The organism is Mycobacterium sp. AT1 (assembly GCF_002043095.1).
Lineage (GTDB): Bacteria > Actinomycetota > Actinomycetes > Mycobacteriales > Mycobacteriaceae > Mycobacterium.
Map to the genome: position 1 here is coordinate 12,064 of NZ_MVOC01000065.1, position 26,678 is coordinate 38,741.

A 26,678-nucleotide genomic window follows, 5' to 3' on the forward strand; every position below is an offset into this window, starting at 1 on the left:
GAACCTTGTGCAACTGTCGGTGAAATGTAACAGTGAACGGCATGCCGGACACGCACGTCGTCACCAATCAGGTCCCCACGCTGGAGGGTTACAACCCCGCGACGTCACCCGTGCTCGCCGAGGCGCTGATGCGCGAGGGCGGCCAGTGGGGTGCCGACGAGGTCTTCGAGGTCGGCGCGCTCGCGGGAGGCGCTCAAGCGCAGCGGTGGGGTGAGCTCGCCGATCGTCATCAGCCGACACTGCGGACCCACGACCGCTACGGACATCGCGTCGACGAGGTCGAGTACGACCCCGCCTATCACGAACTGATGAGGGTCGCCGTCGGTCACGGCTTGCATGCGGCCCCGTGGGCCGACGACCGGCCGGGCGCGCACGTCGTCCGCGCCGCCAAGACGTCGGTCTGGACACCGGAGGCGGGCCACGTCTGCCCGATCTCGATGACCTACGCCGTCGTGCCCGCGCTGCGGCACAACCCCGAACTGTCCGCGGTCTACGAGCCCCTGTTGAGCAGCCGGGTGTACGACCCCGAGTTGGCGGTGCCCACCGCGAAGGCCGGCCTCACCGCGGGCATGTCGATGACCGAGAAGCAGGGCGGCTCCGACGTCCGCGCCGGCACCACGCAGGCGACGCCGAACGGAGACGGCACGTACTCGCTGCGGGGCCACAAGTGGTTCACCTCCGCCCCGATGTCGGACGTATTCCTGGTGCTGGCGCAAGCGCCCAACGGCTTGAGCTGCTTCTTCCTGCCGCGGGTGCTGCCCGACGGGACGCGCAACCGGATGTTCCTGCAGCGGCTCAAGGACAAGCTCGGCAACCACGCCAACGCGTCCAGCGAGGTCGAGTACGACGGCGCCACGGCATGGCTCGTCGGCGAAGAGGGTCGCGGGGTGCCGACCATCATCGAGATGGTCAACCTGACGCGGCTGGACTGCACGCTCGGCAGCGCGACCAGCATGCGTACCGGCCTGACCAGGGCCATCCACCACGCCCAGCACCGAAAGGCGTTCGGGGAGTACCTGATCGACCAACCGCTGATGCGCAACGTGCTCGCCGACCTCGCCGTCGAGGCCGAAGCCGCCACCATGCTGGCGATGCGGATGGCCGGCGCCACCGATGCGGCCAACCGCGGCGACGAGCGTGAGACCCTGCTGCGGCGAATCGGTCTCGCCGCAGGCAAGTACTGGGTGTGCAAGCGCGCCACCCCGCATGCGGCGGAGGCGATGGAGTGCCTTGGCGGCAATGGATACGTCGAGGAGTCGGGCATGCCCCGGCTGTACCGGGAGGCACCGCTGATGGGCATCTGGGAAGGCTCCGGCAACGTCAGCGCCCTGGACACGTTGCGCGCCATGGCAACCCGGCCCGCGTGCGTCGAGGTGCTGTTCGACGAGCTGGGTCGCACGGCGGGGCACGATCTGCGGCTGGACGCGCACGTGAAGTCCTTGCGCGCGGAGCTCGGCGATCTGGAGACCATCCAGTACCGCGGCCGCAAGATCGCCGAGGACATCTCGCTCGCCCTGCAGGGCTCGCTACTGGCGAGGTACGGCCACCCCGCGGTGGCGGAGGCGTTCCTGGCCAGCCGGCTCGGCGGCCAGTGGGGCGGAGCGTTTGGCACGCTGCCGACGGGCCTCGACCTGGCGCCGATCATCGAGCGTGCAATGGTCAAGGGATGACCCCCATCCGTGCGCGAGCAGTCGCAAAAGGCCCTCATGGGGCACATTTCAGGGCCCTTTGTGACTGCTCGCGGGGAGAGGTGATCGGCAAATGACCCACGCCATCCGACCCGTCGACTTCGACAACCTCAAGACCATGACCTATGAGGTCACCGACCGCGTCGCCCGAATCACGTTCAACCGCCCCGACAAGGGCAACGCCATCGTCGCCGACACCCCACTGGAGCTGTCCGCGTTGGTCGAGCGGGCCGACCTCGACCCGAACGTCCACGTCATGCTGATCTCCGGCCGCGGTGCGGGCTTCTGCTCCGGCTTCGACCTGTCTGCCTACGCCGACCGCACGTCGTCGGCAGGCGGCACCGGCGGCTACAAGGGCACGGTGCTCGACGGCAAGACCCAGGCGGTCAACCATCTGCCCGATCAGCCGTGGGACCCGATGGTCGACTACCAGATGATGAGCCGGTTCGTCCGCGGCTTCGCCAGCCTGATGCACGCCGACAAGCCGACGGTGGTCAAGATTCACGGCTACTGCGTGGCCGGCGGCACCGACATCGCCCTGCACGCCGACCAGGTGATCGTCGCCGCCGACGCGAAGATCGGCTACCCGCCGATGCGCGTCTGGGGGGTGCCCGCGGCCGGCCTCTGGGCGCACCGCCTCGGCGACCAACGTGCGAAACGCCTTCTCTTCACCGGTGATTGCCTCACCGGCGCCCAGGCCGCGGAATGGGGACTCGCCGTCGAGGCGCCCGAACCCGAGGACCTCGACGAGCGCACCGAGAACCTCGTCGGACGCATCGCGGCCATGCCCGTCAACCAGCTCATCATGGCCAAGCTGGCGCTCAACACCGCCCTGTTCAACCAGGGCGTCGCCACCAGCAGCATGGTCAGCACGGTGTTCGACGGCGTCGCGCGGCACACGCCAGAGGGGCACGCCTTCGTCGCCGAGGCCACCGCCCGCGGGTTCCGCGACGCCGTGAAGTCGCGCGACGAACCGTTTGGGGACGCCGGCCGCAAGACCTCGGGCGTCTAGCCCGTGCTCACTCGGCTGACGGCCAGGTCCGTCGTGCTGAGCGTTCTGCTCGGGGCCCATCCCGCGTGGGCCACCGCGGCCGAATTGATCAGGCTCACTGCCGATTTCGGGATCAGGGAGCCGACGCTGCGGGTGGCTCTGACCCGAATGGTCGGCGCCGGTGATCTGGTGCGCTCCGCGGACGGCTACCGCCTCTCGGACCGCTTGCTCGCCAGGCAACGCCGTCAAGACGACGCCCTCGACCCGAAGCTCCGGCCGTGGGACGGAACGTGGTCGACCCTGGTGATCACCAGCGTCGGAACCGACGCGAAAACCAGGGCGACCCTGCGAACGACTCTGCAGGCCAAGCGATTCGGCGAGCTGCGCGAGGGCGTGTGGATGCGACCGGCCAATCTCGACCTGCAGTTGGCCGGCGGACTCCTGGGGCGGGTGCGGGTGCTGAGTGCCCGCGACGACGACCCGGCCGGCCTCGTCGACGCGCTGTGGGACGTGCCCACCTGGGTTGACGCCGGGCGCCGCCTGCTCGACGACCTGTCCGGCGCCTCGGACGTGCCTGCCAGATTCGTGGCCGCCGCGGCCACGGTTCGGCACCTGTTGGCCGACCCCGTGCTGCCAGCCGAACTGCTGCCCGACGACTGGCCGGGGGCCGCACTGCGGCAGGCCTACCACGACTTCGCCGCCGAACTGGTGGCGCGACGCGACGACACGACACTGATGGAGGCCACGTGACCGACTATCCAGGCGGCGTACGAGTGGAACGCAACGGTCCCGTCACGACGGTGATCATGAATCGGCCCGAAGCCCGCAACGCCGTCAACGGACCCGCCGCGGCCGGCCTTCACGCCGCGTTCGAAGACTTCGACGCAGACGACGACGCGGCCGTCGCGGTGCTGTGGGGTGACAACGGAACATTTTGTGCCGGAGCGGATCTCAAGGCTTTCGGGACGCCCGACGCGAACCCGGTACACCGCACCGGCCCCGGCCCGATGGGGCCGTCACGCATGACGCTGTCCAAGCCCGTCATCGCCGCGGTCAGCGGGTTCGCGGTGGCCGGGGGACTCGAACTCGCGCTGTGGTGCGACCTGCGGGTGGTCGAGGAGGACGCCGTCTTCGGCGTCTACTGCCGCCGCTGGGGCGTACCGCTGATCGACGGTGGCACGGTCCGGCTGCCGCGGCTCATCGGGCACAGCCGGGCGATGGACCTCATCCTCACGGGCCGAAGCGTCGACGCGAGTGAGGCGTTCGCGATCGGACTGGCCAACCGCGTCGTGCCACCCGGTGCGGCGCGTGAGGCCGCCGAGACGCTGGCAACCGAGCTGGCCGCGCTTCCGCAACGGTGCCTGCGGGCCGACCGGCTCTCCGCGCTCAACCAGTGGGGCATGTCGGAGGCCGAGGCGATGGACGTCGAATTCGGCAGCATGTCCCGGGTGGCCGCCGAATCACTTTCCGGGGCAAAGAAATTCGCCGACGGTGCGGGTCGGCACGGACTCGCTAGCCCTTCCTGATCGAATTTCCCGAGCCCGTGTCGTTCACCTTCGGGTCGCCGTCGGAGTAGGTGACGGTGTTGTTGAGGCCCACGACGCTGAGGCCGTCGACGATCTTCTCGAAGGTCAACCTGTTGTCGGCGCCGCCGACGTTCACGTTCGAGCACGTGCCCTTCACGGTGAGCGAGTTGTTGGAGCCGCCGACGGTCAGTGACTTGCCGTCGGCGCAGTCGATCTCGGCGGTCGTGCCGACCGAGCCATAGTTGATGGTGTTGGCGATCTCGACCTGCACACCTGACGATCCCGCCGTCATCGTCGGCGAGGTGCCCGAGTCCGAACCGCAGCCGACGAGGCCGATTGCCAATGCGGCCAGCGCGGGGACGAATCGAAGGGACCGTGCGGGCATGCCTAGACGGGTACCCGGTCGATGCGGTTGGTCATGCCCAATTCGCGACCGCGGTCCCAGACCAGCGGCTCGCCCTGGTGATAGAGGACCGTCTGGTCGAATCCGTAGACGGTGATGTCGTTGACGACGTTGTCCACCACGATGACGTTGGCCGAACCCTGGACCGACACGCCCCAGCACGTGCCGACGGCGGTGATGTTGTTTCCGGTGCCCACGACGATGAGCGTGGAGTCGTTGCAGTCCAGCGTCTGGACGACGCCCTGACCCGTGATGTGGGTGTCGCCGTTCTTGGCCTGGGCGGCCGGTGCTGCCGCAACCAGCGTTCCGAGAATGACGGCCACGCTCAACCCCAGCGACGTGCTCGACGCTCTCCAACCCACGGTGGCCCCCTTCGCGACGCGGCCCCGATCGGCCTTCGCCGACTCTACGTCGCCGAGTGCCGCCCGCGGCAGCACTTCGGTCGTTGTCGCTGGGTAGCGTGTGCTCACTATGCGTGGGCGGATGGCACGGAGCGTCACGGCGATCATCGCCATGACGGCCGTGACGGCGTGCACGCACACCGTCGGCGGCGTCGCCGAACGGGCCAGCCCCACCGTGCCGGACCCGGACCGCAGCTATGGATACGTCGACGATCGATGCGGACTGCTGCAGGACGATTCGCTCGAGGAACTGCTGGGTGCCAGCAGCATGGTCAAGCCCTTCAGCGGTGCCGTGTGCCAATACGTCCTCTCGACCGACTCGGGGGTCGTCGACGTCGTCTTCACCTGGTTCGACAAGGGCAGCATCGACCGCGAGCGCGAGGTCGCCGTCGGTCGCAACGCACGTCTGACGGAGAAGACGGTGGTGCGGCACCCGGCGTTCCTGGCCCAGCGCCCCGACACCCCCAACGCGTGTTCTGCCACCGCGGCCGCCGGGTCGGGAGTGCTGACGTGGTGGGTGCAGTTTCGGCAGAGCGCCGGCGATGCCTGCGCAGACGCCGAGACGTTGCTGACGGCCACCCTGTCGGCCGACTCGTGACCAGGATCCTGCTGTTGCTGGCCACCGGTTGCTCGGTCGTGGCCTGCGGGTCGCCGACGACGTCCGCGCCCTCACCGGGTTCCGGCCAGACGTTCCGAAGCGCCGAGTGCAACGGCGTCGCCGACGCCGACGTGACCAGGGCCGTCGGCGGAACCCTGTTCACCAGGGTGGTGGTCAACGACGCAGGCTGCTTCTGGCAGGAGAACACCGCGATCGGCGACGTCGAACTCGGGATGGGCCTCTCGACGTGGTGGTACCGCGGCAGCGACCTCGACGCCGAGCGATCGCTCGAACGCGACACGGGCCGCACCATCACCGAACTCGAGGTCAACGGCAACAAGGGTTTCCAGGCCAGCGACGGCAACGCCTGCAGCGTCTACGTCGCCAAGGGCGGTGACGTCATCACCTGGTCGGTGCAAACCGTCAACCCCGGCAAGCTGCCCGATCTGTGCTCGATCACCGGGACACTCGCCCAGCTCAGCCAGGACAGAGTGAACTGACTCGCCACGGCAGGCGGGTTACAGTCAGCAGTCCTGGATTGCAGGACGCGCGATGTCTATCCGTCGATCCGAAGGACGCAACCCCATGACAGCTCGGTCGGAGTCGACATCCGGCACGGGCAGGACGCGCTCGCCGGGCCGGACCACCAAGCTCAGCCGGAACGCCATCGTGAACGCGGCGCTGACGTTCCTGGACCGCGAAGGCTGGGATGCGCTCACCATCAACGCCCTGGCCATGCAACTCGGCACCAAGGGCCCGTCGCTGTACAACCACGTCGACAGTCTCGAGGACCTGCGCCGGACCGTCCGGATGCGCGTCATCGAAGACATCATCGGGATGCTCAACACCGTGGGGGACGGGCGCACCAGGGACGACGCCGTGGTCGCGATGGCCAGCGCCTACCGCAGCTATGCCCACCACCATCCCGGCCGGTACTCGGCGTTCACCAGGATGCCCTTGGGTGGTGACGACCCGGAGTACACCGCGGCGACCCGTGCCGCGGCGGAGCCGGTGATCGCCGTGCTGGCCTCCTTTGGACTCGAGGGGGAGGACGGCTTCTTCGCGGCGCTGGAGTTCTGGTCGGCGCTTCACGGGTTCGTCCTCCTGGAGATGACGGGAGTGATGGACGCGATCGACACCGACGCCGTCTTCACGGACATGGTGCTGAGGCTGGCGGTCGGCATGGAGAGGCGATGAGCGCTTGCGCGAAGAGCAGACAGCGGCGATGAGCGCTTGCGCGAAGAGCAGACGGCAGCGATGAGGCTCTAGAATCGTCCCGAACGGCCCAGGTGAGCGGCAGGGTTGGCGCGCTTTGACCCAAGCCCTCGCGAACAGGTATCGTGGTCGATCGTGCCTGGCCGTTAGGGCGCTTGGGGCTGTGACGCCTGCAAGCGAGCCTGCACGCCGGGCAAATTCGCATGTCCACGACGCAACGACGAGAATTCGGTGCGCGAGCGTGTGCGACACACCCGGCCGCGGGGTAGCACGGCAGGGCGTAACCGCAGTACACAGTCTTGAGAATGACCTAGAAACAGCAGAGCAGTTACACGAAGCAACACAGGAAGCCGGTACATGCCAACCATCAACCAGCTGGTCCGCAAGGGTCGCCGGGACAAGATCGCCAAGGTCAAGACCGCGGCCCTCAAGGGCAGCCCGCAGCGCCGCGGCGTTTGCACCCGCGTCTACACGACCACCCCGAAGAAGCCGAACTCGGCACTTCGAAAGGTCGCGCGCGTCAAGCTGACCACCGGGGTTGAGGTCACCGCCTACATCCCGGGCGAAGGCCACAACCTTCAGGAGCACTCGATGGTGCTGGTTCGTGGAGGCCGTGTGAAGGACCTTCCCGGTGTGCGCTACAAGATCATTCGCGGTTCGCTCGACACGCAGGGTGTCAAGAGCCGCAAGCAGGCACGGAGCCGCTACGGCGCCAAGAAGGAGAAGAGCTAATGCCGCGCAAGGGGCCCGCACCCAAGCGGCCGCTGGTCAACGATCCGGTCTACGGTTCGCAGCTGGTCACGCAGCTCGTCAACAAGGTTCTGCTGGACGGGAAGAAATCCCTCGCAGAACGCATTGTTTATGGAGCGCTCGAACAGGCTCGTGACAAGACCGGCACCGACCCGGTCGTCACCCTCAAGCGCGCACTCGACAACGTGAAGCCGGCCCTCGAGGTCCGCAGCCGTCGCGTTGGTGGCGCCACCTACCAGGTGCCCGTCGAGGTCCGCCCCGAGCGGTCCACCACGCTGGCCCTGCGCTGGCTGGTGAGCTTCTCCAAGCAGCGCCGCGAGAAGACCATGGTCGAACGTCTGGCCAACGAATTGCTCGACGCGAGCAATGGCCTGGGTGCCGCCGTCAAGCGACGCGAGGACACCCACAAGATGGCCGAAGCAAACCGGGCATTCGCGCACTACCGCTGGTGATCGCCACCGGCGGCGGGCGCTAGCCCTTCGTCGGTCGAACATCAACAACCAACAAGCAAGAAAGAGTGGGAAGACGCCGTGGCACAGGACGTGCTCACCGACCTCACCAAGGTCCGCAATATCGGCATCATGGCGCACATCGATGCCGGTAAGACGACGACGACCGAGCGCATCCTCTACTACACCGGTATCAGCTACAAGATCGGTGAGGTGCACGACGGTGCCGCCACGATGGACTGGATGGAGCAGGAGCAGGAGCGGGGTATCACCATTACCTCGGCCGCTACCACCTGCTTCTGGGACGGCAACCAGATCAACATCATCGACACCCCCGGGCACGTCGACTTCACCGTCGAGGTGGAGCGTTCGCTCCGCGTTCTCGACGGCGCCGTCGCCGTCTTCGACGGCAAAGAGGGTGTGGAGCCGCAGTCCGAGCAGGTTTGGCGTCAGGCCGACAAGTACGACGTGCCGCGCATCTGCTTCGTCAACAAGATGGACAAGATCGGCGCGGACTTCTACTTCACCGTCCGCACCATCGAGGAGCGCCTCGGCGCCCGCGCGCTGCCGATCCAGCTCCCCATCGGTTCCGAGGGTGGCTTCGAGGGCATCGTCGACCTGGTCGAGATGAACGCCAAGGTGTGGCGTGGCGAGACCAAGCTCGGTGAGACCTACGAGACCATCGAGATCCCCGAAGAGCTCAAGGAGCAGGCTGCGGAATACCGCACCAAGCTGCTCGAGACGGTCGCCGAGACCGACGAAGCGCTGCTCGACAAGTACTTCGGTGGCGAAGACCTCACGGTCGCCGAGATCAAGGGCGCGATCCGCAAGATGGTCGTCAACTCCGAGATCTACCCGGTGCTGTGTGGCAGTGCGTTCAAGAACAAGGGCGTGCAGCCCATGCTCGACGCCGTCATCGACTACCTGCCGTCGCCCCTGGACGTCGAGTCCGTGACCGGCCACATTCCCGGCAAGGAAGAGGAACTGGTCACCCGCAAGCCGTCCACCAGCGAGCCGTTCTCGGCGCTGGCGTTCAAGGTTGCGACGCACCCGTTCTTCGGCAAGCTCACCTACGTCCGGGTGTACTCCGGCAAGGTCGACTCCGGCGCCCAGGTCATCAACGCGACCAAGGGCAAGAAGGAGCGTCTGGGCAAGCTCTTCCAGATGCACTCCAACAAGGAGAACCCGGTCGAGACGGCCGCTGCCGGCCACATCTACGCCGTGATCGGCCTCAAGGACACCACCACCGGTGATACCTTGTCCGACCCGCAGCACCAGGTCGTCCTCGAGTCGATGACGTTCCCGGATCCAGTCATCCAGGTCGCCATCGAGCCCAAGACCAAGAGCGACCAGGAAAAGCTGTCCCTGGCCATCCAGAAGCTGGCCGAGGAAGACCCGACGTTCAAGGTCAACCAGGACCACGAGACCGGCCAGACCATCATCGGTGGCATGGGCGAGCTCCACCTCGACATCCTCGTCGACCGCATGCGTCGTGAGTTCAAGGTCGAGGCCAACGTCGGCAAGCCGCAGGTCGCCTACAAGGAGACCATCAAGCGCGCCGTCGACAAGGTCGAGTTCACGCACAAGAAGCAGACCGGTGGCTCCGGCCAGTTCGCGAAGGTTCTCGTCAGCATCGAGCCGTTCACCGGCGAAGACGGCGCGACCTACGAGTTCGAGAACAAGGTCAGCGGCGGACGCATCCCGCGCGAGTACATCCCATCGGTGGATGCCGGTGCGCAGGACGCAATGCAGTACGGCGTGCTCGCCGGCTACCCGCTGGTGAACGTCAAGCTGATCCTGCTCGACGGTGCCTACCACGACGTGGACTCCTCGGAAATGGCGTTCAAGATTGCCGGATCCCAGGTGCTCAAGAAGGCTGCGGCGCAAGCGCAGCCGACCATTCTCGAGCCCGTCATGGCCGTCGAGGTCACCACCCCAGAGGATTACATGGGTGAAGTGATTGGCGACTTGAACTCCCGCCGTGGTCAGATTCAAGCCATGGAGGAGCGCAGCGGTGCCCGCGTAGTGCGGGCGACGGTGCCGCTGTCCGAAATGTTCGGTTACGTCGGAGACCTCCGGTCGAAGACTCAGGGCCGGGCGAACTACTCCATGGTGTTCGACTCCTACGCCGAAGTTCCGGCGAACGTGTCGAAGGAGATCATCGCGAAGGCCACCGGCCAGTAGCCATCTGGTAACAACCGGTAGCCTCGCGGCGGACCACACAACTGAAAACAGACCTACCTTTAAACAAGCATCATCGAAGTCCAGGAGGACACAGAAGTGGCGAAGGCGAAGTTCGAGCGGACGAAGCCGCACGTCAACATCGGGACCATCGGTCACGTTGACCACGGCAAGACCACGTTGACGGCAGCAATCACCAAGGTTCTGCACGACAAGTACCCGACGTTGAACGAATCGCGTGCATTCGATCAGATCGACAATGCACCCGAAGAGCGTGAGCGCGGCATCACCATCAACATCTCGCATGTTGAGTACCAGACGGAGAAGCGTCACTACGCCCACGTCGATGCCCCCGGTCACGCTGACTACATCAAGAACATGATCACCGGTGCCGCCCAGATGGACGGAGCGATCCTCGTGGTCGCCGCGACCGACGGCCCCATGCCCCAGACGAAGGAGCACGTGCTGCTCGCTCGTCAGGTCGGCGTGCCCTACATCCTGGTCGCGCTGAACAAGGCCGACATGGTCGAAGACGAGGAGCTCCTCGAGCTCGTCGAGATGGAGGTCCGCGAACTGCTGGCCGCCCAGGACTTCGACGAGGAAGCCCCGGTCATCCAGGTCTCGGCTCTCAAGGCGCTCGAAGGCGACCCGAAGTGGGTCGAGTCCGTCGAGAAGCTCATGGAAGCCGTCGACGAGTCCATCCCGGACCCGGTTCGTGAGACCGAGAAGCCGTTCCTCATGCCCGTCGAGGACGTCTTCACGATCACCGGTCGTGGCACCGTCGTGACCGGTCGCGTCGAGCGTGGCGTGATCAACGTCAACGAAGAGGTCGAGATCGTCGGCATCAAGCCGACGGTCACCAAGACCACCGTCACCGGCGTCGAGATGTTCCGCAAGCTGCTGGACCAGGGCATGGCGGGCGACAACGTCGGCCTGCTGGTCCGTGGTGTCAAGCGTGAAGACGTCGAGCGTGGCCAGGTCGTGGTCAAGCCCGGCACCACCACGCCGCACACCGAGTTCGAGGGCAGCGTCTACATCCTGTCCAAGGAAGAAGGCGGCCGTCACAAGCCGTTCCTGTCGAACTACCGTCCGCAGTTCTACTTCCGCACCACGGACGTGACCGGCGTCGTCACCCTCCCCGAGGGCACCGACATCGTCATGCCCGGCGACAACGTCGACATCGGCGTGAAGCTGATCCAGCCGGTCGCCATGGACGAGGGTCTGCGTTTCGCGATCCGCGAGGGCGGCAAGACCGTCGGCGCGGGACGCGTTACCAAGATCATCAAGTGATCTGAATTTAGTCGCAAAGCGGCGCTCACCCGAAAGGGTGGGCGCCGCTTTCGTATTCGCACACGGCGCATGGAAGTCGTGGCATGCGCTGCGATTGCGCCACGATCTGGCACGATGAGCGTGCTGAGCTGGTCAAACGAAAAGGGTGGTGCGGGTTGTCCGTGATCAACGTGCGTGCGTTCACCGATCTTGGTCTGGTGCGCAAGCGCAACGAAGACGCCATCCTGGTTGCCGGGTGGCTCAGTCAGACGCGCGAAGGGTCGCTCGTCACAATGGATTTCGCGCCCGCCGCGCCGTTCACGTGCGCCGTGGCCGACGGCATGGGCGGCCACGCCGGTGGCGATCTCGCCAGTCGGGTGGCCCTGACCGTCATCTCCGAACGATCGGTGGACTGGCGTACCCCGGCCAACATTGCCGACACCCTCGTCGAGACCAGCGAGCAGGTGCGCGCCGTCGGCGTCGACGCCGACCTGCAGGGGCTGGGTACGACGGTGGCCGGGCTGTGCCTGCTCGACGAGGGCCTGGTGATCTTCAACGTCGGGGACAGCCCGGTCTTCTCGATCACCGACGGCGTCCTGGCCCAGATCTCGATCGACGACTCGGTGTTCGACACCAACGGCCGGCCGACCAACATCATCACGCAGTCCCTCGGTCAGTTCCCGCCGGTGCAACCACACCTCGAGGTGCGTCCGCTCGAGGCAGGTACGTACCTGCTGTGCTCCGACGGTGTCAGCGGGGTGATGTCACCCGAGGAACTGCGGGAGGCCGTCAAGCAACCCGACCTCGACGACGTCGCCGCCACGATCATCGAAACCACCCGTCGCAACGGCGCTCACGACAACTTCTCCTTCCTCATCGTGGAGATTCCGGAATTGTCGTCCGAGGGCTAGTCTGACCTGCAAAACGGCCAGCTGTTAAGGAGCGTGGCAATGTTGGGTCGATACGTGAAGGCACAGCTGATGGTGCTGCTGTGCGGCGGAGTCGTCGGCCCGATCTTCCTCGGGGTGTACTTCACGGTCGGCCAGGGCATGTTCGCCGACTCCATGCGGTGGATGTTCTGGACCGGTCTGCTGATCACCGCGGTAGACGTGCTCGTCGCCATCGCGCTGGCCAACTACGGCGCCAAGTCCGCCGCGAAGACCCAAATGCTGGAGGCCAACGGCGTTTTGGCCCTCGCGCAGGTGACGGCCATCGGCGAGACCGGTACCCGGATCAACGACCAACCGGTGGTGACGATTGGGCTGCACGTCGAAGCGCCCGGCCTGAGCCCGTTCGACGTCCAGGACAGGGTGATCGCCTCGGTGACGCGGCTGCCGCTGATCACCGGCCGGAAGTTGGTGGTGCTCGTGGACCCCGCCACCAATCAGTACCAAATCGACTGGAACCGAAGCGCTTTGGTGGGCGGCATGATGCCAGCCCAGTTCACCCTTGCCGAGGACGGCGACCGGACCTACGACCTGTCCGGGCAGGCCGGGCCGTTGATGGAGATCATGCAGATCCTCAAGGCCAACGGGGTGGCGATGGACGGCACCATCGACATCCGCTCCAACCCGGCGGTCCGCCAACAGGTGATGAACGTGGTGAGGAGGGCGGCCGCGCAACGGGTTCCCCCGGCCGCGCACATGGCGGCACCGACCGTCGACCCCGCGGCCCCGTACGTTCCGCCGCCCATGCCCGCTCCCGCCGGGCCGTCGACCGCACAGCGTCTGCAGGAACTGGAGACCTTGCGTGCCATGGGCACCATCTCCGACTCCGAGTACACCACCAAGCGGCAGCAGATCATCTCCGAACTCTGACCGCTTCTAGAACACGTTCCAGTTTGGCTGCTAGCCTGCTCGTGGCACCGGAAATGGTCGACGAAAGGGCGGTTGATGGCTGCAACACTCGAGGGACGCGTCGCATTCGTGACCGGAGCGGCGCGGGGGCAGGGCCGCGCCCACGCCGTCCGACTGGCCAGCGAGGGTGCCGACATCGTCGCGGTCGACGTGTGCGGACCCGTCTCCGACACGATCACCTATCCGGCCGCCACCTCCGAGGAGCTGGCGGAGACCGCAAGCGCCGTCGAGGCGACCGGCCGCAAGGTGCTGGCCCGTGAGGTCGACATCCGCGACCTCGCCGCTCAGCAGCAGCTGGTCGCCGACACGATCGAACAGTTCGGCAGGCTCGACGTCGTGGTGGCCAACGCAGGCGTGCTCAGCTGGGGCCGGATGTTCGAGATGTCGGAAGAGCAGTGGGACAGCGTCATCGACGTCAACCTCAACGGCACGTGGCGCACCCTGCGCGCGACCGTGCCCGCGATGATCGAGGCGGGCAACGGCGGGTCGATCATCGTCGTCAGCTCGTCGGCCGGACTGAAGGCCACCCCGGGCAACAGTCACTACGCGGCCTCCAAGCACGGCCTCGTCGCCATCACCAACTCCCTGGCACTCGAGGTGGGGGAGTACGGCATCCGGGTGAACTCGATCCACCCGTACTCCATCGACACCCCGATGGTGGAGCCCGACGCCATGATGGAGATCTTCGGCAAGTACCCGACCTACATCCACAGCTTCTCGCCGATGCCGTTCCACCCCGTCAACCACGAGGGGAAGAAGGGGCTTCAGGAATTCATGACGGCCGAAGAGGTTTCGGACGTGGTGACCTGGTTGGCGAGTGACGCGTCCGCGACGATCTCCGGATCGCAGATCGCGGTCGACCGAGGAACCATGAAGTACTAGTTCGGCAGGACCAGCACCGGAACCGGGCTGTGGCGCACGATCTTCGTGCCCTTGGACCCCAGGAACACCCGCGCGATCGGACCCTGCGGCGACGTGCCGATGGCGAGTAGGTCGCCGTCGTCCCAGTCCGGTGCGTCCAACGCCTGATCCCAGCCGTTGCCCGTGGCGACCTGAAGTTGGACGTCGTCGCCGACGATGCCGTTGGTCTTCAACGCCGCCAACGCCTCTCGCGACGCCAACGCCCAGGACTGCAGGATGGACGTCTCGGCGTCCAGCCCCACCTCCGGCGGATACATCGTGCGACCCCGTACCGCAAAGGTGATGACGCGCAACGGAATCTGAAGCTGCTTGGCAAGGGCGGCGCAGCGCTCGACGACGTGCAACGAGTCGGCGGTGCCCGGGTACGCCGCGGTGATCCGGGTCAACCGGTGCGACTTGGAGCCGCGGTAGCCGCGCGGGCAGATCGCCAACGGCACCGGCGACGAGTGCAGCAACCGGTCTGCCGTCGACCCGACCACGACCTGCCCGAGGCTGCCGTCCGACGCCGAACCCAGCACCAGCGCTTCGGCTTTCAGGTCCGCGACCGCCTGCAGCAGTCCGCCGGGCGCCGACCGGTGCGCATACTTGTGGAAGCTGACCTCGAGCGTGTCGTCGAGCGAGGCGACGCACTGTCTGGCCTGAGTCGCCGAGTCGGCGGCCAGCTTGTCGGCGTACTGCGCGTACTCGGCGTCGATGCGCGCGGGCGACGGCGTGGTCCACGGCTTGGGCACCACGGTGACGACCGACAGTGACGTCTTGAGCGTCCTGGCCGCCTCCACGCCGAGGTTGAGTGCGGACGTTCCGGCCTTTCCGGCGAGGTAACCGACGACGACAGTCATGGAACGTCCTTGTCCCTCGGCCCCACGATGTCCACGTCGTCCACCCCGGGTGCCGCCGTCGCGATGACGCCGTCCCCACCGTCGTTGAGTGCGCTGTGGTGCCGACCCCACAGCAGGTAGTACGCCCAGACGACGATCACCCAGGCACTGAACGCGATCCACGTGTACCAATGCAGGCTGTACAGGATGTACCCGCACGCCAGGATCGAAAGGATCGGCGTCACCGGGTACAGCGGCACCTTGAAGCCGCGCGGCAGATCGGGCTCACGGCGGCGCAGGATGATCACGCCGAGGGACACCACGATGAACGCGGTCAGGGTGCCGATCGACACCATGTCGGCGAGCTTGTCCAAGGGGATGAAGCCGGCCAGGATCGACACCACGATCGCCACGACGATGGTGTTGTTGACCGGCGTCATGCTCTTTGGGTTGACCTTGGCGAACATCGACGGCAGCAGCCCGTCGCGGCCCATCGCGAACAGGATGCGCGTCTGGCCGTACATCGTGACGAGGGTGACCGAGAAGATCGAGATGACCGCACCCGCGGCGAGGACGGTGCTCCAGAAGCTCAGCCCGGTGACGTCGTCGAGGATCTGCGCCAGTCCGGCCTCCTGGCCCTCGAACCCCGTCCAGTCCTGTGCGCCCAGCGCCGCGAACGTCACCAGCAGATAGATGCTGGTGACGATCAGTAGCGCGGCGATGATGGCGCGAGGCATGGTCTTCTGCGGATCCTTGACTTCGTCACCAGCGGTCGACACGGCGTCGAGGCCGATGTAGGAGAAGAAGATGGTGCCTGCCGCGAGGCCGACGGCGGCGCCGCCCATCGGGGCGAAGTCTGCGAAGTGGTTGGTGGTGAAGCCGGTGAACGCGATGACGGAGAACATCGCCAGCACGCCGAGCTTGATGAGAACCATGATGGTGTTGGCTCTCGCCGACTCCGAGGCGCCTCTGATGAGCAGCAGCATGCACATCACGACGAGCACGATGGCGGGCAGGTTGACGATCCCGGGGTCGTCGTCCCACGGTGCCGCCGTGATCGCGTGCGGCAGGCTGACGCCGAAGAGGTTCTGCAGCAGCTTGTTCAGATACTGACTCCAGCCGACGGCGACCGCGGCGGTCGACACCCCGTACTCAAGCAGCAGGCAGGCCGCCACGCCCATCGCGACGAATTCACCGAGCGTCGTGTAGGCGTAGGAGTACGTCGACCCGGAAACCGGTACCGCCGAGGCCATCTCGGCGTAGCAGATGGCGGCAAGGCCGGCTGCGATACCGGCCAGCACGAAGGACAGGAGCACCGCGGGTCCCGCCTCGGGGACCGCCTCCGACAGGACGAAGAAGATGCCGGTGCCGACGGTGGCGCCGACGCCGAACATCGTCAGCTGGAACACGCCGATGGTGCGTTTGAGTTCCTGGGCGGCGCCATGCGCGACGGGGGCACCCATGATCGGGCGGCGCCGCAGCATCTGTTCGGTCAGGCTGACCGTTGGTGAAGGTGATGCCATGGGGCCTCCTCGGCAGGGTTCAAACGGTGGCGGTCGTTCGTGATGCGAGGGCGTCGGTCAGTACGGCGGCGAACTGGTCGACGGCCCAGTCGATCTCCTCTTCGGTGATGACGATGGGCGGGGCAAACCTCAGGGTGGAACCGTGCGTGTCCTTTACGAGAACACCGCGCGCGGCCAAGCGCAAGCTGACGTGCTTGCCGGTGCCGATTCGTGGGTCGACGTCGACGCCCGCCCACAGGCCCATACCGCGGACGGCGAGGACACCGTGGCCGACGAGGCCGCGCAGGCGAGCATGCAGGCGCTCGCCGAGTTCGGCTGAGCGAGCCTGATATTCGCCGCGCTGCAACATCGAGACCACGGTGGTGCCGATGGCCGCGGCCAACGGATTGCCCCCGAACGTCGAGCCGTGCTCACCGGGGTGCAGCACGCCGAGCACGTCGCGGTTGGCCACGACCGCCGACAGTGCGACGACACCGCCGCCGAGCGCCTTGCCGAGGAGGTAGACGTCGGGCACGACGCCCCAGTGGTCGCACGCGAACGTGCGACCGGTGCGGGCGAGACCGGCCTGGATCTCGTCGGCGATCATCAGGACGTTGCGTTCGGTGCACAGGGCACGCACCCGCGGCAGGTAGTCGTCGGCGGGCACGATGATGCCCGCCTCGCCCTGGATGGGCTCCAACAGCACGGCGACGGTGTTCTCGTCGATCGCGGCGGCCATGGCGTCGACGTCCCCGAAGGGCACGGCGCGGAATCCCGGTGTGTAGGGACCGAAGCCGCGGCGCGCGGTCTCGTCGTCGGAGAAGCTGATGATGGTGGTGGTGCGACCGTGGAAGTTGTTGTGCGCCACGATGATGTTCGATTGGTCGGTGGCCACACCCTTGACGTCGGTACCCCACTTGCGGGCGACCTTGATCCCGCTCTCGACGGCCTCGGCGCCGCTGTTCATGGGCAGCACCATGTCCTTGCCGCACAGGTCGGCGAGCGCGGCGCAGAACGGGCCGAGCCGGTCGGAGTGGAAGGCCCGGCTGACCAGGGTGACGGTGTCGAGCTGGGCGTGCGCGGTGGCGATCACCTCGGGGTTGCGGTGGCCGAAGTTGACCGCCGAATAGGCGGCCAGGCAATCCAGATAGCGGCGGCCTTCGACGTCGATGATCCAGGCGCCCTCGGCGGACGCGGCGACGACGGGCAGCGGCGAGTAGTTGTGCGCCGCGTAGTGGTCGTCGAGCGCGATCGCCGCCTGGCTGAGTTCTCCGGGTTCGGTCATGACGGTCTCCAGAATGGTCACGAGTACACCTCCAGCGTGCAGCATTTGACGGATCCGCCGCCCCTGAACAACTCCGAAAGGTCGACGCCGATCGGTTCGAAGCCGAGCTCGGCGATCTGGGCGGCGAAGCCGGTCGCGTTGGCGGGCAACACCACGTGCTTGCCGTCCGAGACGACGTTGAGGCCGAGGACGTAGGCGTCGGCCGACCCGACCTCGACGGCGTCGGGGAACAGTCGCTGCAACTGCACCCTGGCGTCGTCGCTGAACGCGGGCGGGTAGTACGCGATGGTGGTGTCGTCGAGCACCGCCAGTGCGGTGTCGAGGTGGTAGAAGCGGGGGTCGACCAATTCCAGGCTGACGACGGGAAGGCCGGTGAGGTCGGCCACCTCGGCGTGGGCCCGCCGATCGGTGCGAAAACCGTAGCCCGCCAATATCGTCGAGCCGACCACCAGAAGGTCGCCCTGGCCCTCGTTGACGTGGTGGGTGTGGTGCGGCTCGAACCCGCGACTGCTCATCCACTCGGCGTAGGCGACGGCCTCACCGGCGCGCTGCGGGTAGGCGAACCTGGCGACGATCGCCGTGCCGTCGACGACCAGTCCGCCGTTGGCGGCGTAGACCATGTCGGGGAGGCCTGCGACGGGCTCGACCATCTCGACGGTGTGCCCGAGCGTGCGATAGGTCGAAAGCAGATGCTCCCACTGCCGAACCGCCAGCGCGGCGTCGACGGGGGTGGAGGTGTCCATCCACGGGTTGATGGCGTACTCGACGGTGAAGAACGTCGGCGCCGTCATGGCGTATCGGCGGAGGCTCGGGGTACGGGCTCGAGGTGTCGCGGCGGCGATGTCGGCCGCCGGACCACCGGCGAAGTCTGCAATCGTCATGAAACAAACGATATGGGGCGGCCTGTACGCAATCAATCGCCACTCATTGCGTAATGGTGCGCACTTCGTTGTGTGAAAGCTAGAATTGTGACGATCTGTTGTTCACGATCGGAAATGGGGCACCGTGGACCGTCTGGACCAGACCGATGAACGCATTCTCGCCGAGTTGGCCGACCATGCGCGCGCCACCTTCGCCGAGATCGGGCAGCGGGTCAATCTGTCCGCGCCCGCGGTGAAACGACGCGTCGACAGGATGCTCGACGACGGGGTGATCCGCAGCTTCACCACCGTCGTCGACCGCAACGCAATCGGTTGGAACACCGAGGCTTACGTGCAGGTGTTCTGCCACGGCACGATCGCGCCCGCGGAGCTTCGCAAGGCGTGGATCGGCATCCCCGAAGTGGTGAGCGCTGCCACGGTGACGGGCACCGCCGACGCCATCCTGCACGTGCTCGCACGGGACATGCGTCACCTCGAGGAAGCGCTCGAACGCATCAGGGCCAGCGCCGACATCGAGCGCAGCGAAAGCATCGTCGTGCTGTCCAACATCATCGAGCGGGCGCCCGTCTGACCGTCGTCCGCCATGGGTGATGCACTGCGGACCGGCCCCATCGTGTAAGAAAAGCCCCGTGACTACAACTGGCGGCATCGTCATCGTCGGTGGGGGACTGGCCGCGTCGCGCACTGCCGAGCAACTGCGCCGCGCCGAGTACACCGGCCCCATCACGCTGATCAGCGACGAGGACCACCTGCCCTACGACCGGCCACCGCTGTCGAAGGAAGTGCTGCGGGCCGAGACCGACGACGTCACGCTCAAGCCCGCCGCGTTCTACGACGAGAAGGACATCACCGTCCGGCTCGGATCTGCCGCGACGAGCCTGGACACCGACGCGCAGACGGTGACCCTCGCCAACGGCGAGGTGGTGTCCTACGACGAACTGGTGATCGCAACGGGATTGGTGCCCAAGAGGATTCCGTCCTTCCCCGACCTCGAGGGCATCCGCGTGCTGCGGACTCTCGGCGAAAGCTTGGCGCTGCGCGATCACGCAGGCACGGCGCGCAACGCCGTCGTCATCGGAGCCGGGTTCATCGGATGCGAGGTCGCCGCGAGCCTGCGCTCGCTCGGCGTCGCCGTCGTGCTCGTCGAACCACAGCCCACGCCGTTGGCCTCGGTGCTCGGCGAGCAGATCGGCCAGCTGGTCGCACGGCTGCACCGGGCCGAGGGAGTGGACGTGCGCTGCGGCGTCGGCGTCACCGAGATCAAGGGCACCGGCCACGTCGAGAAGGTCGTGCTGTCGGACGGCGCCGAGCTGGACGCCGACATCGTCGTGGTCGGCGTCGGGTCACGGCCGTCGACGGATTGGCTCGAGGGTAGTGGCGTCGCGGTCGACAACGGCGTGGTCTGCGACGTCGCCGGCCGCACTAGCGCACCGAAGGTGTGGGCCATCGGCGACGTCGCCTCCTGGCGTGATGCGCTGGGTGATCAAGTGCGCGTTGAGCATTGGAGCAACGTCGCCGAACAAGCCCGGGTCATCGTGCCCGCGATGCTCGGCGTCGACGCCGCCTCGGCGGTGACGGTGCCCTACTTCTGGAGCGACCAGTACGACGTCAAGATCCAGTGCCTCGGCGAGCCGGAGGCCGACGACGTCGTGCACCTCGTCGCCGACGACGGCCGCAAGTTCCTCGCCTACTACGAGCGGGACGGTGCGGTCGTCGGCGTGGTGGGTGGCGGCATGCCGGGCAAGGTGATGAAGGCCCGCGCCAAGATCGCCGCTGGCGCCCCGATCGCCGACGTCCTCTAGCGATTTCGGCGTGATCAGCGGCGGTCACCGCCGCTGATCACCCCGAAATCGCAAAGAGCTAGTGCTGGCCGAGGTAGAAGCGCACGCCCTGGTCGTCGGCGCACAGCGCCGAGCTGCCGTAGGACTGCGCCGACGGCTCCTCGATCACGGTGCCGCCCACCTCTCGAACCCGCTGCACCGCGGATTCGATGTCGGCGACGGTCCACATCGGCACGGTCACCGGCTCGGCGTTCCCGCCTGCGACGCCCGCCATTGGGTGCACCGACCTGGGCTCCCAACCGTCGTCGATGCGGCCCGGTTCGAATGTCCAGCCCAGCACTCGTCCGTAGAACCGACGGAAGGTAGCCGAGTCGGTGACCATGAAGGTGACGTACGAGAGTTCTCCCGGCCCAGTGCCATTCAGTGCGGGTCGAGGGTCGCTGCCGGTGGGTTGATACACCGCGAACGCCGTGCCGGCCGGGTCGACGGCGTCGACGGTCGGGCCGTGCGGGGTTTGCGAGATCTCCCCGGCCTGTCCGCCCTCGTCGAGGATCGCCTGCCGCGCCGCCGCCACGTCGGTCACCGCGTAGCAGCAGAACAACGTCGGCGAGCCGGGCATGGCGACGATGCCGATGGGCTGATCGGTGTTGGTCACGCGGCGCGACGTGGGGTCGCACCGCCAGCCAAGCACCTGGCCGTAGAACGCTGCCGACCGCTCCGGATCGTTGGTCCACACCGACACGTAGCCGATGTCACCGTGACGGATTGGGCTGACCGCTCCCGCGACCGGCCCGCTCAACATCCACCGATGGCCGAACGGGTCGACGACGGTGGCACTGCGGGAACCGTGGCCTTCGTAGACCTCGCGCACGACGTCGGCACCGTGTTCGCGCGCCCGCTCCAGCGCAGCGTCGGTGTCGGCGACGTGCAGCATCAGACTCACCGAGACAGCTTGCGGGGCAGGCGCTTTGAGGCCAAGCTCGGGGAACTCGTCGGCCAGGTACAACGTGCCACCGGCGATCGACAGCTCGGCGTGGCCGACGCGGCCGTCGTCCATCACGATCGGATCGCCCACCAGGACGGCGCCGAACGCGTCGGCATACCACGTGATCGCCTCCGTGGCGCCTGCGACGGCGAGGTAGGGAAGTGCCGCGGACCGGGGCGCAGCTGGGGCGACGGCGGTCGCGTTCAACTCGGCGATGGCGGTATCGGTGCCGCTCATGGTGACTCCTTCGGTTCGATTGGGCAGGGCCAGCGCCGATTCCAGACGCGCCCGCAGTCGTGCCGCGAACGACGGATCGGGCGCCACCGGAAGGTCGTCGCCGCGCAGCACGCTCAACGGATCGTGGTTGTTGCGCTCACCGTTCACGGCATTCCTCCTTCCGGGTAGTGGGTTCTGAACGCTCGGCGGGCCCGCACCAGCAGCGCTTCCGTGGCGTGCACCGTCCGGCCGATCAGCTCGGCGCACTCGGGCACCGACCGGTCGTCCAGATAGCGCAGGGTCAGCACCACCCGATGGTGTTCGGGAAGCCTGGCCAGCACGCTCTCGGCCACGATGCGGTCCAGTTCGGCGTCCCAGTCGTCGGCCGGATCGACGGGCTCGGGCAGGTCGGCCACCGGAACGGTGAACCGATCGTGCCGCCGCCGGTAGTAGTCGGCGAGCTTGTGGCGCGCGACGCCGATCAGCCACGCGACCGTCATGGGCGGTGGCGAGTCGCGTCTCGCGGCGTCCATCGCCGCGAGAAAGGTCTCCGACGTCAGGTCCTCGGCGGCGCCGCGGTCACCGCAGCGGCGAATGAAGTACCCGTAGACGGCGGGCAGGGCCTCGTCGTACAGCGCAAGCAGCGCCCGGGGCGCGTCTTGGGAGTGCGATTCGGCTCTCACACCCTCATCGTCGCCGTTGCGGCCCGAACTCCGACGCCCATTCTCGCGATTCGTGGAGCCTCAGGAGCGGTGAGCGCTCCCAATCGCACACAAATCGCGAGGGGGGCTAGGGGTCGAGTGCGGCGAGGCCGGCGCTTACGGTGTCGAACGCCTCGCCGAGTGACCATGGCAGCGACACCGACTCGTCGGCGAGCCAGTGTCCGTAGGCCGAGAGCGCGACTCCGAGCATCGACCACGCCGTGGTCTGGGGGATGAGGTCGCCAGGATCGAGTCCGAGCCGCTCGGCGACGAAGTCCGCGACGACGGCCCGCCAGCCCGCGTACATCGTCATCGAGTGGGCCTGAAGGGCGTCGGTCTCGAGGATGACGCGCATGCGCTGGCGGTGATGGGCGGTCTCGGCTTCGTCGAAGCTGTTGAACGCCAACAGGGCCGAGCGCAACGCGGCGGTGATCGGTGCGTCGGTGGGGACGTCGCCGAGCAATGCGCGCATGTGGTCGAGGTGCGCGTCGAAGTCACCCCACGGAATGGCGTTCTTCGACGGGTAATAGCGGAAGAGGGTGCGGCGGGCGATTCCAGCGGCGCGGGCGACGTCGTCGACGCTGACGTCGTCGAAGCCGCGACTGGCGAACAATTCGAGTGCGACGTTGGTGATGTGGTCGCCGGTGGTGGACCGGCGTCTGCCCACACGGGCCGCGGGTTGACGACTCATCGAGATCCGCCCTTCCGTTTCGGCACTCGATGCCATATTCTTGCGATCTCGATCACATTTGTCGAGACCCCCACCCATCGAAAGGGCGAAACCATGGAGCCGACTCAGCAGACCGAGGCCGAATCCGAGCTCGTCACCGAGAGCCTCGTCGAAGAGGTCTCGATCGACGGCATGTGCGGCGTCTACTGACGGTGGCCGCTTCTTCGGAGGCGCCGGCGGACGTACCGGTGTTCGATCCCGACGTCCGCTGGCGGCTGCACCCCCAGGTGGCGGTGCGGCCCGAGCCGTTCGGCGCGCTGCTGTATCACTTTGGCACGCGCAAGCTTTCGTTCCTGAAGAACACCAAGATCGTCGAGGTGGTCAAGTCGCTCGACGCTCACCCCGATGCCAGGTCGGCCTGCCGCGCTGCGGGGATCGACGACGCCGGGCTGGCGCCCTACCTGCACGCCCTCGGCGTGCTGGTCACATCCAAGATGCTGGTCCGCGAGGAGAACACATGAGCACGACTCTTTCCGCCGCGCCGGTTCCGAAGTTGGTCGAGCAGTTCGAGCACGGGCTGGACGCTCCGATCTGCCTGACCTGGGAACTGACCTACGCGTGCAATCTGTCCTGCGTGCATTGCTTGTCGTCCTCCGGCAAGCGCGACCCGCGCGAGCTGAGCACGCAGCAGTGCAAGAACGTCATCGACGAGCTCGAACGCATGCAGGTCTTCTACGTCAACATCGGCGGCGGCGAACCGACGGTGCGGTCGGACTTCTGGGAGCTGGTCGACTACGCCACCGAGCACCACGTCGGCGTGAAGTTCTCCACCAACGGCGTCCGCATCGACAAGGCCGTCGCGGCCAAGCTGGCGGCCAGTGACTACGTCGACGTTCAGATCTCCCTGGACGGCGCCACGGCCGAGGTCAACGACGCGGTGCGTGGACCCGGGTCCTTCGCCATGGCGATCCGCGCGCTGGAGAACTTGTCGGAGGCCGGATTTCGCGACGCGAAGATCTCGGTGGTGATGACCCGGCACAACGTCGGCCAGCTCGACGAGTTCAAGGCGTTGGCCGACAGCTACCGCGCCACGCTGCGCATCACCCGACTGCGTCCGTCGGGCCGAGGCGCCGACGTCTGGGACGAACTGCACCCGACCGCAGTCCAACAGCGCGAGCTCTACGACTGGTTGGTGGCCCGCGGTGACGGCGTCCTCACTGGTGATTCCTTCTTTCACCTGTCGGCCTACGGGGAGGCGCTGCCGGGATTGAACCTGTGCGGCGCCGGACGCGTGGTGTGCCTGATCGATCCCGTTGGTGACGTCTACGCCTGTCCGTTCGCCATCCACGATTCCTTCCTCGCGGGAAACATCCTGCGCGACGGCGGATTCCGCACCGTTTGGCGTGATTCCGACCTGTTCGAGGAACTGCGCTCGCCAACCACCGGTGGCGCGTGCGCGAAGTGCTCGTTCTTCGACACCTGCCGCGGAGGCTGCATGGCCGCCAAGTTCTTCACCGGTCTGCCGCTGGACGGTCCGGATCCAGAGTGCGTCAAGGGCTACGGCGAGACGGCGCTGGCGGCCGACCGCAAGGTCCCCAAGTCGGCGGTCGACCATTCCCGGGCGATACCGCTGACCGTGATCGCCCGTCAACCCCAACGGGTGTGCGACGAGAACCCGTTGACGACCCGAGGAGTTCGATGATGGCCAAGACCGGTTGGTTCGAGACGGTGGCCGAGGCGCAACGGCGCGCGGCCAAACGCCTGCCCAAGAGCGTCTACAGCGCGCTGGTCGCGGGGTCCGAACGCGGTGTCTCCGCCGACGACAACACCGCGGCGTTCGCCGAACTGGGCTTCGCGCCGCACGTCGCCGGCCTCTCGGCCAAGCGCGACACCTCGACGACGGTGATGGGGCAGGCGATCTCGCTTCCGGTGTTCATCTCGCCGACCGGCGTGCAGGCCGTCCATCCCGACGGGGAGGTGGCCGTCGCCAGGGCAGCGGCCGCGCGCGGCACCGTCATGAGTTTGTCGTCGTTCGCGAGCAAGCCGGTCGAGGACGTCGCCGCCGCCAACCCGCAAACCTTCTTCCAGATGTACTGGACGGGCAGCCGGGACAAGCTGGTGGCGCGCATGGAGCGGGCCCGCGCCGCGGGCGCGGTGGGTCTGATCGTCACCTCGGACTGGTCGTTCTCGAACGGGCGCGACTGGGGCAGCCCGTCCATCCCTGAGCGGATGGACCTGCGGGCCATGATCCGGTTCGCGCCGGAGGGGATCGCCCGCCCACGATGGTTACTCGACTTCGCCAAGACCGGACGGGTGCCCGACCTGACCGCGCCGAACCTGTCCCAGGACGGCGGACCCGCCCCGACCTTCTTCGGGGCCTACGGCGAGTGGATGGGCACCCCCCTGCCGACGTGGGACGACATCGCGTGGCTCCGGGAGCAGTGGGGCGGGCCGTTCATGCTCAAGGGCGTGATGCGGGGCGACGATGCAAGGCGTGCAGTCGATTCCGGAGTCACAGCCATCTCGGTGTCCAACCACGGCGGCAACAATCTCGACGGGACGCCAGCACCGATCCGCGCCCTGCCTGCGATCGTCGACGCGGTCGGCGGCGAGGTCGAGGTGGTGCTGGACGGCGGAATCCGGCGGGGCAGCGACGTCGTCAAGGCGCTGGCGCTCGGGGCGCGTGCCGTGATGCTTGGCCGGGCCTACCTATGGGGTCTTGCGGCAGGCGGTCAGACCGGCGTGGAGAACGTCCTCGACATCATGCGGGGTGGCATCGATTCGGCTCTGCTGGGTCTTGGCCACTCGTCGGTGCACGACCTCAGCCCGGCCGATCTGATCATCCCGAGCGGGTTCCGGCGCGACCTCGGAATGAGTGACTGACCGTCAACTCGCCTTGTGCGCCGTGAGAAGGAACGCGGGCATCTTCGTCCGGCCCTTGTCGTCCTTGTCATGAGGTGGCAGTTGGAACGGCGCGTCCGGCCCCGACGGCATGTTCGCGTGGATGAAGGCGGGGCGGATCTCGTCGACCTCCCAGTACTTGCCAACTGCCGCACGCAGTTCGGCCTCGTCGACCTCGTTGGGCTTCTCCTGCAGCTCGGCAGGGAACGCACCCTTGGCGAAGACCAGAACGTAGTAGTCGGCGCCCGGTGCGGCCGCCCGGTACACCGACCGCTGGTAGCCGTCGCGTCCCTCGACGGGCAACGAATGGAACAGCGTCGAGTCGATGACGGTGTCGAAACGGCCGTCGAAGCCGGTGAACGTGGTGATGTCGTCCTGCACGAAGGTGGCGTTGGGCAGGTCGCGCTCCTGCGCGGCCTTCGTGGCGGCGGCGACGGCGGTCGGGGTCAGTTCGATGCCCACCACGGTGTAGCCCCGAGCGGCCAGCGCCAGTGACAGTTCGGCGTGTCCGCTGCCCGCGTCCAGTACCTCGCCGCGCACCTTGCCTGCGGCGATGAGGGCGGCCAGCTCCGGCTGTGGTTCGCCGATGTTCCACGGCGGTGCCCCGTCGAATCCGCCATCGCCGCGGTAGGCGTCGTCCCAGTCGATGGCGTTGGAGTCAGAGGAATCAGTCACGAAATCCAACGTACG

General features: G+C 67.1%; 30 protein-coding genes. 20 read left to right on the forward strand and 10 right to left on the reverse strand.

The window, feature by feature from the left end; translation table 11 throughout:
* Positions 1 to 41: 41 nt before the first annotated feature.
* From B1790_RS27565 to B1790_RS27580, 4 genes are all read left to right on the forward strand, one after another.
* Entirely contained in the window at positions 42 to 1,670 is a 1,629-nt protein-coding gene (locus B1790_RS27565) for an acyl-CoA dehydrogenase family protein (protein WP_079926517.1), read from the forward strand.
* Between the two features lie 91 nt (positions 1,671 to 1,761).
* Complete coding sequence (locus tag B1790_RS27570; protein WP_079926479.1) at positions 1,762 to 2,700, forward strand: crotonase/enoyl-CoA hydratase family protein; 939 nt, start codon at positions 1,762 to 1,764, stop codon at positions 2,698 to 2,700.
* Between the two features lie 15 nt (positions 2,701 to 2,715).
* Positions 2,716 to 3,429, forward strand: a complete 714-nt coding sequence (locus B1790_RS27575) for a PaaX family transcriptional regulator C-terminal domain-containing protein (protein ID WP_079926518.1) — start codon at positions 2,716 to 2,718, stop codon at positions 3,427 to 3,429.
* Positions 3,426 to 4,205: a crotonase/enoyl-CoA hydratase family protein gene (locus tag B1790_RS27580; RefSeq protein ID WP_079926480.1), complete on the forward strand. Its 780-nt coding sequence runs from the start codon at positions 3,426 to 3,428 to the stop codon at positions 4,203 to 4,205. The genes B1790_RS27575 and B1790_RS27580 overlap by 4 nt, the downstream gene beginning before the upstream one ends.
* Here the strand turns inward: B1790_RS27580 and B1790_RS27585 are convergent.
* Together B1790_RS27585 and B1790_RS27590 are read right to left on the reverse strand one after the other, a co-directional pair.
* Positions 4,192 to 4,590: a DUF3060 domain-containing protein gene (locus tag B1790_RS27585; protein ID WP_079926481.1), complete on the reverse strand. Its 399-nt coding sequence runs from the start codon at positions 4,588 to 4,590 to the stop codon at positions 4,192 to 4,194. The genes B1790_RS27580 and B1790_RS27585 overlap by 14 nt on opposite strands.
* A 2-nt stretch (positions 4,591 to 4,592) precedes the next feature.
* Positions 4,593 to 4,970, reverse strand: coding sequence for a DUF3060 domain-containing protein (locus tag B1790_RS27590; RefSeq protein ID WP_369832440.1), 378 nt, complete (start codon positions 4,968 to 4,970; stop codon positions 4,593 to 4,595).
* Between the two features lie 121 nt (positions 4,971 to 5,091).
* On the opposite strand from B1790_RS27590, the gene B1790_RS34445 reads away from it, so the two are divergent.
* The 10 genes from B1790_RS34445 to B1790_RS27635 all read left to right on the forward strand — a co-directional run bounded on the left by B1790_RS34445 (position 5,092) and on the right by B1790_RS27635 (position 14,209).
* Positions 5,092 to 5,607, forward strand: coding sequence for a DUF3558 domain-containing protein (locus B1790_RS34445; RefSeq protein ID WP_233165347.1), 516 nt, complete (start codon positions 5,092 to 5,094; stop codon positions 5,605 to 5,607).
* Complete coding sequence (locus tag B1790_RS34450; RefSeq protein ID WP_369832441.1) at positions 5,604 to 6,107, forward strand: DUF3558 domain-containing protein; 504 nt, start codon at positions 5,604 to 5,606, stop codon at positions 6,105 to 6,107. The genes B1790_RS34445 and B1790_RS34450 overlap by 4 nt, the downstream gene beginning before the upstream one ends.
* A gap of 85 nt (positions 6,108 to 6,192) precedes the next feature.
* Positions 6,193 to 6,804, forward strand: a complete 612-nt coding sequence (locus tag B1790_RS27600) for a TetR/AcrR family transcriptional regulator (protein WP_079926483.1) — start codon at positions 6,193 to 6,195, stop codon at positions 6,802 to 6,804.
* A 375-nt stretch (positions 6,805 to 7,179) separates the two neighbouring features.
* Complete coding sequence (rpsL, locus tag B1790_RS27605) at positions 7,180 to 7,554, forward strand: 30S ribosomal protein S12 (RefSeq protein ID WP_056557336.1); 375 nt, start codon at positions 7,180 to 7,182, stop codon at positions 7,552 to 7,554.
* The gene (gene rpsG, locus B1790_RS27610; protein ID WP_056557334.1) at positions 7,554 to 8,024 is read left to right on the forward strand and encodes a 30S ribosomal protein S7; all 471 of its coding nucleotides are present in this window, start codon (positions 7,554 to 7,556) and stop codon (positions 8,022 to 8,024) included. The genes rpsL and rpsG overlap by 1 nt, the downstream gene beginning before the upstream one ends.
* A 78-nt stretch (positions 8,025 to 8,102) precedes the next feature.
* A complete protein-coding gene (gene fusA, locus B1790_RS27615) occupies positions 8,103 to 10,205 on the forward strand; it encodes an elongation factor G (RefSeq protein ID WP_079926484.1) in 2,103 nt (700 codons plus the stop codon).
* A gap of 96 nt (positions 10,206 to 10,301) precedes the next feature.
* Positions 10,302 to 11,492 (forward strand): elongation factor Tu, encoded by a 1,191-nt coding sequence (gene tuf, locus B1790_RS27620; protein WP_056557330.1) that lies wholly within the window; start codon positions 10,302 to 10,304, stop codon positions 11,490 to 11,492.
* A gap of 161 nt (positions 11,493 to 11,653) precedes the next feature.
* On the forward strand, positions 11,654 to 12,382 hold the full coding sequence (locus tag B1790_RS27625; RefSeq protein ID WP_233165354.1) for a PP2C family serine/threonine-protein phosphatase: 729 nt from the start codon (positions 11,654 to 11,656) through the stop codon (positions 12,380 to 12,382).
* Between the two features lie 39 nt (positions 12,383 to 12,421).
* Positions 12,422 to 13,288 carry an SHOCT domain-containing protein gene (locus tag B1790_RS27630; protein ID WP_079926486.1) on the forward strand — a complete coding sequence of 289 codons (867 nt, stop codon included), beginning with the start codon at positions 12,422 to 12,424 and terminating at the stop codon, positions 13,286 to 13,288.
* Positions 13,289 to 13,363: 75 nt separating this feature from the next.
* Positions 13,364 to 14,209 carry a mycofactocin-coupled SDR family oxidoreductase gene (locus tag B1790_RS27635; RefSeq protein ID WP_079926487.1) on the forward strand — a complete coding sequence of 282 codons (846 nt, stop codon included), beginning with the start codon at positions 13,364 to 13,366 and terminating at the stop codon, positions 14,207 to 14,209.
* Here the strand turns inward: B1790_RS27635 and B1790_RS27640 are convergent.
* Genes B1790_RS27640 through ddaH form a run of 4 tightly spaced genes read right to left on the reverse strand, consistent with a single transcriptional unit; the run spans position 14,206 to position 18,734 of the window.
* Positions 14,206 to 15,087: a universal stress protein gene (locus B1790_RS27640; RefSeq protein WP_079926488.1), complete on the reverse strand. Its 882-nt coding sequence runs from the start codon at positions 15,085 to 15,087 to the stop codon at positions 14,206 to 14,208. The two genes, B1790_RS27635 and B1790_RS27640, sit on opposite strands and share 4 nt — an antisense overlap.
* Positions 15,084 to 16,589, reverse strand: coding sequence for an amino acid permease (locus B1790_RS27645; protein WP_079926489.1), 1,506 nt, complete (start codon positions 16,587 to 16,589; stop codon positions 15,084 to 15,086). Before B1790_RS27645 ends, B1790_RS27640 begins: the two co-directional genes overlap by 4 nt.
* 19 nt (positions 16,590 to 16,608) lie before the next feature.
* Positions 16,609 to 17,853, reverse strand: coding sequence for an ornithine--oxo-acid transaminase (rocD, locus tag B1790_RS27650; RefSeq protein ID WP_198952139.1), 1,245 nt, complete (start codon positions 17,851 to 17,853; stop codon positions 16,609 to 16,611).
* Between the two features lie 17 nt (positions 17,854 to 17,870).
* Positions 17,871 to 18,734, reverse strand: coding sequence for a dimethylargininase (ddaH, locus tag B1790_RS27655; protein WP_079926491.1), 864 nt, complete (start codon positions 18,732 to 18,734; stop codon positions 17,871 to 17,873).
* A 124-nt stretch (positions 18,735 to 18,858) separates the two neighbouring features.
* Here ddaH and B1790_RS27660 point away from each other — a divergent pair, with 124 nt between their 5' ends.
* The gene (locus B1790_RS27660) at positions 18,859 to 19,305 is read left to right on the forward strand and encodes an Lrp/AsnC family transcriptional regulator (protein ID WP_056557311.1); all 447 of its coding nucleotides are present in this window, start codon (positions 18,859 to 18,861) and stop codon (positions 19,303 to 19,305) included.
* A gap of 19 nt (positions 19,306 to 19,324) precedes the next feature.
* Entirely contained in the window at positions 19,325 to 20,536 is a 1,212-nt protein-coding gene (locus tag B1790_RS27665; protein WP_198952140.1) for an NAD(P)/FAD-dependent oxidoreductase, read from the forward strand.
* Between the two features lie 58 nt (positions 20,537 to 20,594).
* Here B1790_RS27665 and B1790_RS27670 read toward each other — a convergent pair whose 3' ends face one another.
* The 3 genes from B1790_RS27670 to mftR form a co-directional block, all read right to left on the reverse strand.
* Positions 20,595 to 21,884 (reverse strand): VOC family protein, encoded by a 1,290-nt coding sequence (locus tag B1790_RS27670; RefSeq protein ID WP_079926493.1) that lies wholly within the window; start codon positions 21,882 to 21,884, stop codon positions 20,595 to 20,597.
* Positions 21,881 to 22,399: an RNA polymerase sigma factor gene (locus tag B1790_RS27675; protein ID WP_079926494.1), complete on the reverse strand. Its 519-nt coding sequence runs from the start codon at positions 22,397 to 22,399 to the stop codon at positions 21,881 to 21,883. Before B1790_RS27675 ends, B1790_RS27670 begins: the two co-directional genes overlap by 4 nt.
* A 106-nt stretch (positions 22,400 to 22,505) precedes the next feature.
* A complete protein-coding gene (gene mftR, locus B1790_RS27680; RefSeq protein WP_079926520.1) occupies positions 22,506 to 23,108 on the reverse strand; it encodes a mycofactocin system transcriptional regulator in 603 nt (200 codons plus the stop codon).
* Between the two features lie 93 nt (positions 23,109 to 23,201).
* On the opposite strand from mftR, the gene mftA reads away from it, so the two are divergent.
* Genes mftA through mftD form a run of 4 tightly spaced genes read left to right on the forward strand, consistent with a single transcriptional unit; the run spans position 23,202 to position 25,970 of the window.
* Positions 23,202 to 23,297 (forward strand): mycofactocin precursor MftA, encoded by a 96-nt coding sequence (gene mftA, locus B1790_RS27685; protein WP_056557303.1) that lies wholly within the window; start codon positions 23,202 to 23,204, stop codon positions 23,295 to 23,297.
* Positions 23,298 to 23,299: 2 nt separating this feature from the next.
* Entirely contained in the window at positions 23,300 to 23,608 is a 309-nt protein-coding gene (gene mftB, locus B1790_RS27690; RefSeq protein WP_079926495.1) for a mycofactocin biosynthesis chaperone MftB, read from the forward strand.
* Positions 23,605 to 24,789: a mycofactocin radical SAM maturase gene (gene mftC, locus B1790_RS27695; protein ID WP_079926496.1), complete on the forward strand. Its 1,185-nt coding sequence runs from the start codon at positions 23,605 to 23,607 to the stop codon at positions 24,787 to 24,789. The genes mftB and mftC overlap by 4 nt, the downstream gene beginning before the upstream one ends.
* Entirely contained in the window at positions 24,789 to 25,970 is a 1,182-nt protein-coding gene (gene mftD, locus B1790_RS27700; protein ID WP_079926497.1) for a pre-mycofactocin synthase MftD, read from the forward strand. Before mftC ends, mftD begins: the two co-directional genes overlap by 1 nt.
* 3 nt (positions 25,971 to 25,973) lie before the next feature.
* Here the strand turns inward: mftD and B1790_RS27705 are convergent, their stop codons facing one another.
* A complete protein-coding gene (locus B1790_RS27705) occupies positions 25,974 to 26,636 on the reverse strand; it encodes a class I SAM-dependent methyltransferase (RefSeq protein WP_079926521.1) in 663 nt (220 codons plus the stop codon).
* Between the last annotated feature and the right edge of the window lie 42 nt (positions 26,637 to 26,678).

Coding starts and splice junctions, on each gene's coding strand:
- ddaH (WP_079926491.1), bottom strand. CDS start 18,734: ATGACGATTGCAGACTTCGCCGGTGGTCCGGCGGCCGACATCGCCGCC.
- B1790_RS27635 (WP_079926487.1), top strand. CDS start 13,364: ATGGCTGCAACACTCGAGGGACGCGTCGCATTCGTGACCGGAGCGGCG.
- B1790_RS27630 (WP_079926486.1), top strand. CDS start 12,422: ATGTTGGGTCGATACGTGAAGGCACAGCTGATGGTGCTGCTGTGCGGC.
- mftC (WP_079926496.1), top strand. CDS start 23,605: ATGAGCACGACTCTTTCCGCCGCGCCGGTTCCGAAGTTGGTCGAGCAG.
- mftR (WP_079926520.1), bottom strand. CDS start 23,108: ATGAGTCGTCAACCCGCGGCCCGTGTGGGCAGACGCCGGTCCACCACC.
- rpsG (WP_056557334.1), top strand. CDS start 7,554: ATGCCGCGCAAGGGGCCCGCACCCAAGCGGCCGCTGGTCAACGATCCG.
- B1790_RS27665 (WP_198952140.1), top strand. CDS start 19,325: ATGCACTGCGGACCGGCCCCATCGTGTAAGAAAAGCCCCGTGACTACA.
- B1790_RS27570 (WP_079926479.1), top strand. CDS start 1,762: ATGACCCACGCCATCCGACCCGTCGACTTCGACAACCTCAAGACCATG.
- rocD (WP_198952139.1), bottom strand. CDS start 17,853: ATGACCGAACCCGGAGAACTCAGCCAGGCGGCGATCGCGCTCGACGAC.
- B1790_RS27600 (WP_079926483.1), top strand. CDS start 6,193: ATGACAGCTCGGTCGGAGTCGACATCCGGCACGGGCAGGACGCGCTCG.
- B1790_RS34445 (WP_233165347.1), top strand. CDS start 5,092: ATGGCACGGAGCGTCACGGCGATCATCGCCATGACGGCCGTGACGGCG.
- B1790_RS27640 (WP_079926488.1), bottom strand. CDS start 15,087: ATGACTGTCGTCGTCGGTTACCTCGCCGGAAAGGCCGGAACGTCCGCA.
- mftD (WP_079926497.1), top strand. CDS start 24,789: ATGGCCAAGACCGGTTGGTTCGAGACGGTGGCCGAGGCGCAACGGCGC.
- B1790_RS27585 (WP_079926481.1), bottom strand. CDS start 4,590: ATGCCCGCACGGTCCCTTCGATTCGTCCCCGCGCTGGCCGCATTGGCA.
- rpsL (WP_056557336.1), top strand. CDS start 7,180: ATGCCAACCATCAACCAGCTGGTCCGCAAGGGTCGCCGGGACAAGATC.
- B1790_RS27645 (WP_079926489.1), bottom strand. CDS start 16,589: ATGGCATCACCTTCACCAACGGTCAGCCTGACCGAACAGATGCTGCGG.
- mftA (WP_056557303.1), top strand. CDS start 23,202: ATGGAGCCGACTCAGCAGACCGAGGCCGAATCCGAGCTCGTCACCGAG.
- B1790_RS27565 (WP_079926517.1), top strand. CDS start 42: ATGCCGGACACGCACGTCGTCACCAATCAGGTCCCCACGCTGGAGGGT.